At 46.3% G+C, this 14,067-nt stretch carries 11 protein-coding genes; 3 read left to right on the plus strand and 8 right to left on the minus strand.

Going from position 1 to position 14,067, the window contains the following annotated elements:
- Positions 1-10: 10 nt before the first annotated feature.
- The 5 genes from HW560_RS01055 to HW560_RS01075 form a co-directional block, all read right to left on the minus strand.
- Positions 11-877, minus strand: a complete 867-nt coding sequence (locus HW560_RS01055; RefSeq protein ID WP_090904814.1) for a DUF6923 family protein — start codon at positions 875-877, stop codon at positions 11-13.
- A gap of 174 nt (positions 878-1,051) precedes the next feature.
- A complete protein-coding gene (locus tag HW560_RS01060) occupies positions 1,052-1,903 on the minus strand; it encodes a helix-turn-helix domain-containing protein (protein ID WP_090904815.1) in 852 nt (283 codons plus the stop codon).
- A 168-nt stretch (positions 1,904-2,071) separates the two neighbouring features.
- Entirely contained in the window at positions 2,072-3,424 is a 1,353-nt protein-coding gene (locus HW560_RS01065; protein WP_179261575.1) for a HAMP domain-containing sensor histidine kinase, read from the minus strand.
- A complete protein-coding gene (locus HW560_RS01070; RefSeq protein ID WP_179261577.1) occupies positions 3,421-4,095 on the minus strand; it encodes a response regulator transcription factor in 675 nt (224 codons plus the stop codon). Before HW560_RS01070 ends, HW560_RS01065 begins: the two co-directional genes overlap by 4 nt.
- 54 nt (positions 4,096-4,149) lie before the next feature.
- Complete coding sequence (locus HW560_RS01075) at positions 4,150-6,123, minus strand: serine hydrolase domain-containing protein (protein WP_090904818.1); 1,974 nt, start codon at positions 6,121-6,123, stop codon at positions 4,150-4,152.
- A gap of 168 nt (positions 6,124-6,291) precedes the next feature.
- Here HW560_RS01075 and HW560_RS34175 point away from each other — a divergent pair, with 168 nt between their 5' ends.
- Entirely contained in the window at positions 6,292-6,657 is a 366-nt protein-coding gene (locus tag HW560_RS34175; protein ID WP_090904819.1) for a DUF6713 family protein, read from the plus strand.
- A 35-nt stretch (positions 6,658-6,692) separates the two neighbouring features.
- Positions 6,693-7,682, plus strand: a complete 990-nt coding sequence (locus HW560_RS01080) for a DUF4003 family protein (protein WP_179261579.1) — start codon at positions 6,693-6,695, stop codon at positions 7,680-7,682.
- A 95-nt stretch (positions 7,683-7,777) separates the two neighbouring features.
- On the opposite strand, the gene HW560_RS01085 is transcribed toward HW560_RS01080, so the two are convergent.
- Positions 7,778-8,770 carry a phosphotransferase gene (locus HW560_RS01085; protein WP_179261581.1) on the minus strand — a complete coding sequence of 331 codons (993 nt, stop codon included), beginning with the start codon at positions 8,768-8,770 and terminating at the stop codon, positions 7,778-7,780.
- A gap of 577 nt (positions 8,771-9,347) precedes the next feature.
- Between HW560_RS01085 and HW560_RS01090 the strand changes: the two genes are divergently transcribed.
- Positions 9,348-10,688, plus strand: coding sequence for a lytic polysaccharide monooxygenase (locus HW560_RS01090; RefSeq protein WP_179261583.1), 1,341 nt, complete (start codon positions 9,348-9,350; stop codon positions 10,686-10,688).
- A gap of 158 nt (positions 10,689-10,846) precedes the next feature.
- On the opposite strand, the gene gnpA is transcribed toward HW560_RS01090, so the two are convergent.
- A complete protein-coding gene (gnpA, locus tag HW560_RS01095) occupies positions 10,847-13,021 on the minus strand; it encodes a 1,3-beta-galactosyl-N-acetylhexosamine phosphorylase (protein WP_179261585.1) in 2,175 nt (724 codons plus the stop codon).
- Between the two features lie 13 nt (positions 13,022-13,034).
- Positions 13,035-14,054, minus strand: coding sequence for a glycoside hydrolase family 88/105 protein (locus tag HW560_RS01100; protein WP_110001711.1), 1,020 nt, complete (start codon positions 14,052-14,054; stop codon positions 13,035-13,037).
- Positions 14,055-14,067: the final 13 nt, after the last annotated feature.

The raw sequence follows: 14,067 nt of genomic DNA on the forward strand, positions 1-14,067 counted from the left end.
TTGGCTCTGTTTAAAATGCATAATGTCTGAAATTCATGCTTACACGGTTGGAGTCTACATCAAGGATATGCAGGACAGCACCTTCGGCTGTTGGAAGTACAGTGATGCCTTGTGCTTCATTACTACTTCCGAGGTTCCGGTCAAAGGCCAGCGTGACAGCTCCGGTATCCGGATCAATCCGGTAGACGGATTTCTTGGAATTATTATCGGAGGAAGCATAAAGCGCACCATTATACATCTCTGCGCCTTGAATGCGATCAATCGTTTGACTAAGCGGTACGGTTTTGATTAAGGACATGTCACTGAGTCGAAACACATTCAGCACCGGGGCATTGTTCCACTGGGCCGTATAGACCTGACCGCGATCGGCATCTACGGCTACCCATGGCACACCACCGGGATGAAGGTTCAGCGGAAGCGCATAGGAGGTTCCGGTATATTGAAGTGTGGAGGCATTATAGACGGCAATGTAGGGATGCTCGTATTTCTTGCTGTCTTCAATAGGAGCATAAATCAACCCGTTGTAATAGGAAATGTCACCAATGTGGTCACCGCCCTGCACTGCTATCTCAGCCGGGATCGCTACCGCATTTCGTTTCTGAACCGTCTTACCGTCCAGTGCCGTCTTTAATAAACCAAGCTGGGAGTTAAAAATCCATGAGTTTCCATCTGTTGTGACGCCTTGTCCACGCTCAAAGGCATCCGTCAGCCAAAAGGTTTGCTTGGACACCTCATGCCAGGATTCAGCCGCCTGTGCAGCATATACCGCATTTTCCGCAGCTTCGGCCGATACGGGCACCGCCCATGCTCCTGATGTAAGAGAACCTGCAATTAACACTCCCGCACAGACCCAGCCTGACACTCTTCTCAGTTTCATGATATTAACGCCTCCTGAATTGTGGGTCTGCTCCAAATAATGGATCGTCCATTATAGAAGCAGTGACCTCCATTTTAGCCAGCGGGATTCACTTCCCGATCGGCTTAAACTAATTGTAGCTTTCAGGATAAGGACGTCTGTTGGACAAAATGCGGTTTTTATTGAACAAAACAATCATTTTAGAATGATCCGGTTCGAAGAAACCTCGTTCATATACTGTTTGGGCGTCGTTCCAGCAATCCGCTTGAACATTCTTGTGAAGTGACCCTGATCAGAGAAACCGGCACGGTCGGCAATTTCCTTCAGCCCGTACTCTCCCTTGCTGATCAGCAGCTTGGAATGTTCAATCCGCAGGCGAATCAGATAATGATGCGGTGTATGCCCCGTCTGCTGTTTGAACAGCCGAATATAATGGGACAGGCTCAGGGCAGCCTTGTCTGCCAGCTCCTGAATGGAGAGCTCCGCCTCCAAATTTTCCTTCATATATTCTATGGACTGATAAATTTCCTGATTGGCCGTCATTCTGGAGGGAGTGCTGTTCGTGCATACCTGAGAATAATGGTTCAGGAGATGCAGGATGAGCATATTGGAGAGTGAATCACTATATATCTTTCCTTGTCTGCCGCCATTCTGCAGCTCTTCAAGCAACCAGAGTCCTAATTGCAGCAGCTTGGGGTCCTTGACATAATACTTCATTTCCAACTGAATATACCCTTCCTTTAGCAGTCCCGATTCACGTGCGATGTGCTCCAGATAGGAAGGCGGGATTTCGATCTGCAGGAAATACAGGGAGGCCTTTCCCCAGGAACAGAGAACGGGTTCTCCGGCAGGCAGGATATGAATGGTGTAATAGTTCTCATAGTAAGCCGAACAATGTATGGCAATCTGATGCTTCGTTCCGGTAAGCCACCCGGCAGCATGCTGAGGACTCGGCCACCGGGACACCTGCAGATGATCCCATCCAAGGGTATGGCTCGTGAGTACAGGCTGGTTGTCAGCAGGGTATGCTCTTTCGGTTGTTCTCATCCTTATCACCCCTTTTCATCACGTTAGCAATCTACTATGCGGGATGTATAAACTGTGGGTAAAAGAGTTTCTCTTTTTCGAAGGTGGAGCCAGCTGACTGCTTTGTTGTTTGATCTAAAGCTTCAGCAAAAATAAAAAAACACGCCAACCGTGGCGCGTTTGAAGTGACTATGCTAAAGGCAGATGAACCAGCACCGTCGTACCCTCACCCTCCTGGCTTTGAATTTCAACCGTTCCGTGATGGATCATTACAATTTTTTTGACGATCGCAAGGCCCAGACCGTTACCGCTGATGCTGCGATTTCGCGACAGATCTGTTTTATAAAACCGATCAAACACATAATCCAGCTGCTCTGGCGCTATTCCAATGCCCGTATCCGTTATCGTGATGAGAATTTTGTTCTCTACCTGATGCGTCCGTATATGAATATGCCCACCTGCTGGCGTAAACTTGATGCTGTTCCCCAGCAGATTCATCCAAACCTGATTGAGCTGATCCCGATCTGCTGTAACTTGAATCGGTTCTGCCAACTCCAGATGAACCTGAATATTTTTGGTGGACCACTGCGGCTCGCAAGTAACGATAATTTGCCGGATTTGCTCATCAAGATTATAGGTAGCCGCCTCGAACGGATGATGATCGGAGTCCAGAGATGCAAGCTCCAGCAGATTATCGCTAAGTCTGGATAGCCGCCCACTCTCCGTTATAATGATATCCAGATAATAATTACGATCAGCCTCAGCTACTAGACTACTATTTTTCATCGCCATGGCAAATCCGGAAATAGAGGTCAGCGGGGTTTGAATCTCATGAGATACATTGGAAACAAAATCCTGTCTCATCTGTTCCAACTGTTTGAGCTCACTCGCCATCTCATTAAAACTGTGTGTCAAAGCTCCCATTTCGTCCACACGTTTCGTTTGGATTTCCACGTCAAAATCACCCTTTGCCAGCTGCTTGGTTGCACGAGTCAATACCTGAATCGGTCTCACCAAGTACCTTGCAGCAATAAAAATACATAGGCTTCCGATAAACAGTGCGAGTAATAATATCAGAAAGACCATCCGATTAATGATATTTTCGTTCTGCGGTGAAAATTGCATAAACACAGCTTGCGGCTCCCCTTGGAATGGGAAAGGAAGACCGATAAAGGTCTGATCCACTTCAGCCGGAGAACGATAGACCTGGCCCTGTAATACCATTTGAACCACCTCGGGTGCAATTTGAACGGTATCTGTATTGTCCAGATCATAGTAGGTTACGTTGCCGGAAACGTCATATAAGTGAATGAGATAGGTGGATATCTTCACCATACTTTTAATGAATGCCTCCCGGTCCTCCGGGTGTGTTTGTTCATAGAGACGTATCATTTCCTCACCTGCTGCAATCATGTCATTCTGACCGAGATGGTTTACTTCTTTTTTGAATAGAAAGATCCCTATGAGGAAAGACGACAGCAGGCTGAAAATAATGACAACCAGAAATGTGAAAATGATGCGAACGTATAAGGTCTTGATCATGTGATCACTAACCGGTAGCCCAGACTGCGGGCCGTTTCAATCTGAAAATGGTGTGCATCACCAGCGAATTTTTCCCTTAATCGCTTAATGTGAACGTCAACCGTCCGGTCATCCCCTTCATAGTCGCTCCCCCAGATTTTCGTAATTAACTGTTCCCGGGTAAAAATCTGCCCAGGCTGATTCGCCAGCATGAACAGCAATTCGAACTCCTTTAAAGGCAGATTGAGCGTCTCCTCCCCTCGAATCACTTGAAAGCTGCGGCGGTTCAATGTAATGCCCCCCAATTGAATCGTTTGGGAAGAGACAATCAGATACCGTTTCAGCAATGCTTTCACTCTCATCACAAGCTCCAGCGGGTCAAAGGGCTTCGTCAGATAATCATCTGTTCCAAGCTGGAATCCCTTTACTTTCTGAGCCGATTCCCCTTTGACCGTAACCATCAAGAGCGGCATATTCAGATTCATGCGCCGAATCTCCCGGCATAGCTCCCATCCATCCAATTTTGGCATCATAATATCGAGAATAACCAGATCAATTGGGGATTTCTCAACAATATCCAATGCTTCTGCACCGTCTTTAGCCACCACGATCTCAAATCCCTCATTCCGCAAAAACAAGGTTATCAGCTCACGAATATGCACATCGTCGTCCACGACAAGGATTTGGGTCATATGAAATGCATGCCTCCAATAGATTTCTTATCCTCTTCCACCTGGGTGAAGGGTTCATCCAAAATGCCAGCCCAACAGATTCCAATGATAGAAAAATAAACATAAGGTTACTGCTGCTAGAGTTACGAACGTATAGTACACACGCTTAGGTAACGTCCAATATTTGTTTTTCCATGCCAGAACGTTCATCGTTACGATTGCCACACTCCATCCCACAAGAATCAGAGGCATGAACAGATAAAGACGTAGAGATAGTGGAATATGACTGAGTCGATCGATCAGATCGATGTTCATCACCAAAAGTGTGGCTCCCAAGGTCACCAATGACCACACGGACGTAACTACCGTCAGCTGGACTGCCCATTTCTGCGCCCTTGGCATCGCTTTGATTTGGCGTCTGCGATAAACAGCTCCCAGTAGTACGGTAATGAACAGAACGGCAGTTATACCGAGCAGCGGAAGCCAAAACTTCGATTGATTGATTAACGGGGTTGGCTCCAGTGGCATGGGGTTGAGCATATCCAGAAACAGATACGTGACCTTGCCCTCTGTATCCGTACGGAATCCCATCTGATGCTTCCCGCCGACTTCTTGGAATAGATTCACTCCAATCGGAGTGTATACTTGCTGATCTGCACCACTTCCAATTGACAACCGATTATCTGAAACTTCAATATTGATCTGAGTCAGAAAACTGAAAAACGTATCGATCTTCGTGTGATTACGACGTGTAAATTGATAGGAACCTGCATATTTCTCCAAAGGCTCCCCCAGTTCAATAGAGGTTGCAGCAGGCTGCTTCGTCATATGGGCAGGATAGTAACGATCAAAGAAGGCTTGCGCCAATCCTCCTGCTGCCGTTCCACCGTCACCTCCACTATAGGAAACAAATATGCCGACTTGTTGGTCTGGTACAAGATAGAGCGCTGTATTAAACAGCTCGTCGGCACCTCCATGAGAGATCACACGCAGTCCATTCATATTCAGCTCATAAAAGCCCAAGTCCATGGCGGGTAAACGTTCGTCAAACTGGAATGCCGGGGAATGCATGAGCCTGGCGGTTTCCGGCTTGAGAATTTGCTTATCCTCATATCGCCCGTCCTGTAGATGGGCAATCATGAAATGAGCCATATCATTCGCCGAGACACTGCCTGATCCTGCTGGTCGGAAGCCACCTTCAAACGTAGGGGGCTTGGTTACATACTCGCCATTGGCTCGGGCATATCCAAGTACGGCATAAGGCTTCAACGATGCCGGAACAGGCTCCTCCACCGTAGCATACTTCATGCTCAGCGGATCAAATATATTGTTCTGTATATAATCATTATAAGCAATGCCGCTAACTTCTTCGACGATAAGTCCCGCGAGTGAGGCCCCATAGTTGGAATAGGCCAGCATCGCGCCTGGCGGCATGACCCTCGCTGGCATATGGTTTGCCATTGTTTCTTCAATGGAGACGGGGAGCTTCTCTAGATCAGTGGTAATCTGATATCCGACACCACCTTCTTCAAAGCCTGCCGTATGGGTCAAGAGATGACGTAGCGTAATTGGTTCCGCATAGGTTGGTGGTATTTTCACCGTTTTCAGATAGGTGTTCACGTCAGTGTCCAGATCAAGCTTTCCCGCCTCAACCAGCTGCATCACAGCGGTCCATGTAAACAGCTTTGTGGTCGACGCAATCCGAAACAGGCTGGTCTCGGGATCAACGGGTTTATTTTCTTTGATGTTCGAATGTCCGTACCCTTTGGAGAGCAGAACCTTTCCATCCTTCACAATTGAAATGACTGCGCCCGGAATCTGTAAAGAACCCATTTGCACATCCATAATCCCATCAATGAAAGCTGCTAGCTGGTCTTTGTCATCCAGATTAACAGCGACTCTCTTCTCTTGTGTACCAGAACCCAATCCGGAGGAATAAGCCTCTGCTGATAAGGGAGCTTTAATCCCTAACCAAGTTGCCCCTAGCGTAGTACCCAACAATACCAGTAACATCATTTTGCAAACCATTTTCCTTATCGATGATGACATAACCAACCTCCACCACTCCGCATATTTTGTTTGATCGCTGTTCCTCGGCTTTCTTTCGAGAGCATATCAGGAACGTATGAACGGAGCGTGAATATTTTTTTCATATTTTGCCAAATAGAATTGGGTTTAGTAACATAGGGGAAGGTTGTTTAGAAAGGGAGAAGGGGTATGCCTGACTTTTTACTAGTCTTATTTTTGTTTAATTTATCTTTATTTCTACTGCACGAAATGGACGCCATTAGACGATCTGAGTGGAAATTGTTTATCGTGCTGAAAGATATGGAAGATGAAAAAGCCTATAAATACTTCACATGTGTTCACCTACCACTCTACACCGTCATACTCGCACTGCTTTTCAGCTCATATCAAACGATTACGTTCTGGGTGCTCGATATATTTTTCATCATTCATGCGGTACTACACCTATTTTTCGAAAAACACCCTCGTAATGAATTTAAGAATTCATTTTCCAGATCATTCATTTACCCCATGGGGATTATTGGGGCCATCCATTTGTTAGCTTTATTATTGTAATTTCAGAAAAGTCCAATCATTCGGGAGGTCTGCTTATGCAAGAGCAACATGCTGCACGAGTCGAATTATTCGTCACCAACACTCAGATCATCAAGAAATCATTCAAGTGGCAAAATGTGATGATGCACCGTCTGGCAGCCCTACTCTATGCAGCGGAAAATAAACAAGCCGATGGGGAGGCCATCCGTAATAGTCATGAATTGATTAAGCAAAATACCAATCTCTTCTCGGCCTTCAGGGGAAATTCGGCGATCAGCGTTGCCACCTTGCTCTCGCTTACAACAGATCAGGAAAAGAAACTGGATGACACCCTCCTTATCTATGATCTGATGAAAAAAATGAAATTTCGTACGTCCGATTTTCTGGTTATTGCCGCCTATCAGATTGCAGCTCACGCGGCGCCTGACCAATTCGAGCATATGGTCGAACGAGCCAAAGCATTTTATGATCACATGAAAGCCCAACACCGCTTTCTTACCGGACAGGACGACTATATTTTCGCTGCCATGCTGGCCCTTTCCGATCTCGACGTGGAATCCGGTGTGACTCGTATGGAGCAGCTCTATGCAGAATTAAAACCTGAGTTCTCACCAGGCAATAGTGTGCAGGCATTAACACAGGTGCTGGTCCTAGGCGATGATAATCCGGAGGCGGGCACTCATGTGATAGCGTTAAATGAGGCATTCCGCAGACGGGGAATACGATTAGACAAAATGTACACCCTGCCGGCTCTGGGGATCCTCTCTCTACTGCCCGCTGACAGAGATACGCTGGTAGAACAAGTTGAGGAAACGTATGAGTGGTTGCGTACACAGAAGGGCTTTGGTGCCTGGTCAATCAACAAACAGGAGTTGCTGCTGCTCTCGTCCTCGCTGGTGGCCGTGCAATATGTGGAGGATCTTCGAAACGGCGTCCTGACCACGACGGTCTCCACTAGCATCACCAACATTATCATTGCCCAGCAGGCCGCCATGGCCGCTGCTGCAACATCGGCTGCCGTCGTAGCTTCGACTTCATCGAACTAAGTAAAGGTTATGAAATGCATCTTATAAAATAAAACAGGCCCTCTGGAAACATCCAGAAGGCCCTCTTTATTGGAGTACATCATTGCTGTAAGTCATCAATACTGAACAATTCCTGTGTCACGAAACTCTTCCACAAAACTATCCAGCCAATCCGAACCATAATCCAGCGCACCCATATCACTCTCAATAAAAGCAACATCCAGACCCATCACCCAGAATCGGCGAGCAACAATAAAGAGATCAACGGTCTGTTCATCTTGGGTAGAGAAGCTTCTAACGGAACGATATCCTGCCATGAGCGCATTCCATAACGCTTCTTTTTGCTCACCAGACTGTCTCTTTCGAGCCTTCACCTGCGCCAGATCGTAGGCACGCCAACCATTAGCCGCCCACTCAAAGTCATAATGGATGAACTGATTCCCCTGTTGAAAAGCGTTATTGTTCCCATGCATATCGCCATGGCACAGCCCATTGTCCAAACCTAGTTTGGATGCCACGCTGATTCGTTCTTTTAACTCTTTAGCAAACGTATGTAGGAATGATGATGCTTCATTTTTTTCACCGATGTAGTTGATGATTCGTTCCAGAGGCTCGTCAATGAGAAACTTCGTATCCAACTCATATCGCGGCTGCTCCAATACGACTTGGTCCATCGCTTTATGCAGCTCAGCCGCAGACTGACCAAAAGCGTAACAAGACTGTTCATCTTCAAGGTTGTTCTCCATACCCTCAATATACCGAAACATTACAGCAACCCGCTTGCCTTCCGCGGCCTCCAACACCGTATATCCAGTATGATCTTTCTTCTCGATGTATTCTCCAATATCGGTATGTACAGATGAACCTAGAATGCCCTTTAATTGAGATAACAGGGAGAGTTCGTACTGAACATCAGCCTCCGTAATTTCAGTACGGTAGACTCGCAGAATATACATGCCAGTAGATGTAGTTACCCGGTAAGTATCATTTAACCCTCTCAGCCAAAATAAACATTCTTCCCACGATCCGATGTCGTATTGATCACTCAATACAAGCTCCAGATATTTAGGATTGAGCACTGAACGTAAAGCAGTCGGTTGATTGAACATATGTATGCTCCTTCTGTTTGATATAATTATCACTATAGCCGCAATAGTTGCAGATAAATGATCCCTTCATCTATTAATCTATAACATAGTATATTTTTAATTTATTTTCCAGAATATATATTTAAGGGGGGGCGAATGTTTAGCAGAATTTATTTCGCCTCTTTTATGCGCACTAATCACTTTCGAGCCTTGATCTTAAGTATACTTCATCGGAACCCATGAAGGTTTATTTACCAAACATGAAGCTCGACAAACGGCTTACCGACCAGGGCATTGACCATAATACCTTTGTTTATTCTAAAATGAATCACGTTGTTCTTTACCCTGTTCAGGCTTTTGTGGAGAGATGATCTCTCCGACAAAGGCCTTTTTGTGTACCTGCCTAACTCTTGAATAACTGGATGATCTATCAAATTTATCCTTGTTCGGCAAATGTGCGTCCTTTACAATAACTTTAGAAATTCCCGTATATCGATTTCTTTGTTAAACAATATCCATATATGGTATAGCACTTCCTTAATTACGATATAAGCTCTTCCTTGAGTTTATATAAAAAAATGATACAGGAGGCTATCGAATGTTCAGATTCATTGTACCGTCTTCCAAGCTAGTATTGATTTGCTGTCTGCTGGTGCTTACAACGGTAAGCATGCTGTTCAACAGTCCAAAGGCGTTGTCCCATGGTTACGTAGAAGGGCCAGCGAGCCGAGCTGCACTGTGTGCTTCGGGAGTCAATCAAGATTGCGGCAGTATCGTCTATGAACCCCAAAGCCTTGAAGCGCCTAAGGGCTTCCCTGCTGCAGGACCTACGGATGGCCATATTGCAAGCGCTAATGGCGTCTTCCCTAAGCTCGATGAGCAATCCGCTACACGTTGGTCAAAAGTGAATATGTCTAGTGGCAGTAATACGTTTACTTGGAAGCTGACAGCGAACCATTCAACGGCAAGCTGGAAATATTATATTACGAAAACGAACTGGAATCCGAATGCACCTCTATCCCGTGATTCGTTTGACCTGACACCGTTCTGTTCAGTTCCCTATAATGGAAGCCAACCACCATTTAGCTACACCAACTCATGCAACGTTCCCGAACGCAGCGGTTATCATGTCATTCTAGCAGTCTGGGAGGTTGCGGATACTCCCAACGCCTTCTATAACGTCATCGACGTAAACTTCTCCGGGACGAACCCGGTTGATCATGTGGCACCGACACCTCCAACTTCACTTGTAGCAACTGCAACTGCTGCGACCAGTACATCCTTATCGTGGAAGGCTTCGTCAGATAATGTAGGCGTAACGGGATATAAAATTTACAACGGGACTACCTTAATAGGCAATGTATCCGGCACAACTACAAGCTATACCGTAACAGGGCTTACAGCAAGCACGGCTTATACCTTTACGGTCAAAGCAGTCGACGCAGCAGGCAATGAATCTGCAGCCAGTAATAGTGTAAGCGTTACCACAACTGCACCTCCTGCAAACGACACTACCGCACCCACATCTCCAGGCGGGCTGCATGTGATGGGAACACCAACCGCCTCCAGCATTCAACTGATGTGGACGGCATCCACGGATAATGTAGGAGTGACAGGGTACAAAATTTATAACGGCTCTACTTTGGTTACAACGACATCCGGGACGGCAACGTCTTATACGGTAACCAATCTTGAAGCGAACACAACCTACAACTTCTCGGTTTATGCTGTTGATGCAGCAGGCAACCAATCTGCGGCTAGCACAGTCAGCGGTAAAACAGCCGCAGCTGCTACTGCACCTGCATGGGCAGCCAATACGCAATACACAGTGGGCACAATCGTGAGCTACAATAACCTGACGTACAAATGCCTCCTTACACACACGTCTCAAGTGGATTGGATCCCTTCGGCAACACCAACCCTCTGGCAGCTGCAATAAGGGGATTGACTGGAGGATTAGTTATAAAGAACATCATTTAGATTCTGATTACTACCATAGCCGGTCCATATTTAAGGGATCGGCTGTGAATTACAGCATGCCAAATAAGACGCTTCAGGAATTAATCCCGAACTTCTTATTGCTTGCTTTTTACGTTGCTATACCGATTTTATCAAGCCAATGTGGGTAATCTTGGTGTCATACGGATCTAATTCCAAAGTTTGTTTTCCATACTCGGTATCAATCGTCGTCGTTTGAACCTGATCACTATTATTAATGACGACCAATATTTTACTCTCCGGATAATAAGTACACTCTGTAAATAAGTTATCCGTGATGTACTTCGAATCATGGGACTCCTGCCCCGCAAAACGAATCAGATTCAGCAGCAGCCTTGTGTTCTCCCAACTGAATTCGAATGAAGGCAGATAGATTCCTTTTCCTTTACCAAAATCATGTGCAGACAATGTGATCATACCATTCGCTTCATCCACCACAGCAGCTGTTCCATCGGTTAGATATACGTTATGTTTCGGCGTTATTCTTGCCTCTTCCGGCAACAAACCATGCTCATCGCGAGTCTCATATGTCCATTTTCCATGAACCACCCTGGCGCCAGTATCCTCATCCACCCCAAGAACATGTGCCATCCTGAAAAAGCTGTCGTACCCTTCTACCGCCGATGGCTGGTTGATGCCAATAAAGGTACCGCCTTCATACACCCATTCGGTTAGCAGGTCCACACACTTGAGGTCATTCCAATGTTCTCCGCCGCTCCAGGCTGAACCGGCAGAGCCGGCATTGATCACGACATCTATATGCTGCAGTACGCCCTGACGGATATCTTCAAAATCAATGAACTGCACTTCAACCGGTAAGCCCGACAAGGCTTCATTAACATGAATCAAGTCATGTATAACCGTTTCATGGAAATGGCCGGACAACGTCCACGATCTTAGTTTGCCCCAGCTATGCAGAACCGCTACCCTCGTCTTAATCTGATAGGGCTTGCCTGCATGATGCAGCTCTTTTATTTCCCTGAACTCGTCCGCAATCTTCTCGATATAATCGCAAAAGTCCGGGTAAGGCTCAACCAGATGCAGATATCCACCCAATCCAATCCGGTCAATCGGCTCTCTGAGCAAAGCGCGTCTAATATTGATCCAATACTTTTTGGCATCCAGCGTGGGGTCTCCGCCCTCCTTAAAGGTAGGAAGTCCGCCTAAACCCACCGGAAACAAGTAGGGATGCAGACGAATCTCATGGGTATCCACGTTAACACCTGAACACATCCTTGCCTCATAACCGGAGAACACACATTTAATCATCCCATCGAATCCAAACTCCTGAAAGCGGTCATTGTAAGGCTCCATGCCAACCCAGCTGTCATCATAGAAGACATACGCCAGCTTGCCGTGGTTATGCACGATATCAATTAACTTCTTCCCAAATTCGATCACAAAATCATTGATAAATGCCATCCAGTCCAGCTTGCGCTGATCCGCAGGCATATGAGTGACCCGATATTTGCCGCCATTCACAAAATCCTCAGCCGAGAGTGAATACCCATATTTTTGAGCAAACAGATCCAACGCTCTCGAACTTACCGTGAAATCGTATGAGCCCCAATCCGAGAAGAGATGGCGATTACGCTCGTTGCTGCCCCAGATCCAGGCGAAATTATAAAACAATGAGGTAAAACGAACCACCGTTGTTTCCTGATGCTGCTGACACCAGTCCTCCATCCAATCCAGCAGATATGTCTGCGTTTCTGAATAGATCGGATCAATTTGCATCAAATGCTCTTTGTCCCAGTGGTTCGTGGTGTGATTGTACATCGAAATCTCTTCCCAGATCCGATAGGCCATGAAGCTTACCGTGTATTTATGCCAAGGAACGATGCCAGTAATGACCACATGGCCGGATTCCCTCTCATAATTCCACTGTCCTCTTGGCACTTCCTCCCCGGTTGTCCGGTCAAAGACCTGCCAATACTTAAACGCTTCTTTGGAATCATTCACCTTGAATTGCTCAGCAAAAAAATCCTCCATCAGATAGAACGATACATAATCTTGTACAGCTACCTTCGGATTCGTAATAAGAAAACATTGCTGGAGCTTATCTCGATTTTGGGATGCCCACTCATTATGATCCCGGATAATACAGATAGTCGAATAAATGCCATATCCCGCATTAATAATCTCATCGGATAATTGTGTGCCATCACTGTCACGAATGACATCGGCACCCCACCGTTCGGCAAGTTCCAAAGTCAGTGCCTCATAACCGGATTCGCCGGGTAGTGTAAAGGAGCCTTTGATTGGTTTGGACAACTTGGTTCCCTCCCTATTTCAACATGTCGGACAGGAAAGCGAGCGCCAGGCCCTGACCCCAGCCCTGAATCCAGTCTTTTGGAATATTGCGATATCCTTCCCGATCCTTCATCACCGCTGTACCACCCGATACACCTAGTACACGCCCGTCTTCGCTAATGTTGTTTAGGATACCTTCCAATGCCTTTTGAACGTATTTGGTATGCAGCGGATTACCGTTATTGATCATGGCTGCTGCAATACCAGCGGAAGCCGACACTTCTTCATACGACTGCTCGTCATCCAGAACTGTCCGCCACAAGCCATTCTCTGTCTGCACGAGCTTCAGAGCTGCCAGTTGATCCCGCAGTGAGCACTCCACGTCCATGCACTGTGGATATAGATACCAGTCCTTCAACTGTGGTTTTACTTGCGACATGGTGTAAGCGCCCCAAGCGTTCGCTCTTCCCCAATATAATCCGGACATGTGGTCCTTGTTAACGTTATTGTAGCCGTGGTACCAGAGGCCGCTGCTCGGATCTTGCAGGTATTTGATATGCCAGTAATATTGATTCAGAGCATCCTGGATCATGTCCTGATCCTTTAATTTGCTTCCTACACGGAGCAGGAAAAATGCCGCCATAAACAAGGTATCCGCCCATGCCTGCTCGGGAAAATCATTGGCAATGGATACTGTATGCTGAAGCACGTTATCTCCGAATCGAAGCGCATGATTTTGTAGATAATCCACCTTGCTCATTACAATATCCCAGTATTTTTGGTTCCCTGTTTCTTCATATAAAGTAATCAGCATATGGCCCATGGCACATGTATTTACGGTCCAGTCCGGCAAGCCCAGCTCGATATATTCATCCGCCCATTGGACAAGCCTGTCCAAATACTCTTGATTTCCTGTCGTTTGATAAGCTCTGGATACACCATAATATGCCACACCGCAAGGCCAATCCCACGTCAAATCCATCGCCAGTGTTTTTTTCGTAACGTTATCCATAACGTTTAAAATTTCTTCCCTGTCATATTTCACTTGAAGCATCGGTGGTTCCCCT

Source organism: Paenibacillus sp. E222 (assembly GCF_013401555.1).
Classification (GTDB): domain Bacteria; phylum Bacillota; class Bacilli; order Paenibacillales; family Paenibacillaceae; genus Paenibacillus.

Coding starts and splice junctions, on each gene's coding strand:
- HW560_RS01055 (WP_090904814.1), bottom strand. CDS start 877: ATGAAACTGAGAAGAGTGTCAGGCTGGGTCTGTGCGGGAGTGTTAATT.
- HW560_RS01060 (WP_090904815.1), bottom strand. CDS start 1,903: ATGAGAACAACCGAAAGAGCATACCCTGCTGACAACCAGCCTGTACTC.
- HW560_RS01065 (WP_179261575.1), bottom strand. CDS start 3,424: ATGATCAAGACCTTATACGTTCGCATCATTTTCACATTTCTGGTTGTC.
- HW560_RS01070 (WP_179261577.1), bottom strand. CDS start 4,095: ATGACCCAAATCCTTGTCGTGGACGACGATGTGCATATTCGTGAGCTG.
- HW560_RS01075 (WP_090904818.1), bottom strand. CDS start 6,123: ATGTCATCATCGATAAGGAAAATGGTTTGCAAAATGATGTTACTGGTA.
- HW560_RS34175 (WP_090904819.1), top strand. CDS start 6,292: ATGCCTGACTTTTTACTAGTCTTATTTTTGTTTAATTTATCTTTATTT.
- HW560_RS01080 (WP_179261579.1), top strand. CDS start 6,693: ATGCAAGAGCAACATGCTGCACGAGTCGAATTATTCGTCACCAACACT.
- HW560_RS01085 (WP_179261581.1), bottom strand. CDS start 8,770: ATGTTCAATCAACCGACTGCTTTACGTTCAGTGCTCAATCCTAAATAT.
- HW560_RS01090 (WP_179261583.1), top strand. CDS start 9,348: ATGTTCAGATTCATTGTACCGTCTTCCAAGCTAGTATTGATTTGCTGT.
- HW560_RS01100 (WP_110001711.1), bottom strand. CDS start 14,054: ATGCTTCAAGTGAAATATGACAGGGAAGAAATTTTAAACGTTATGGAT.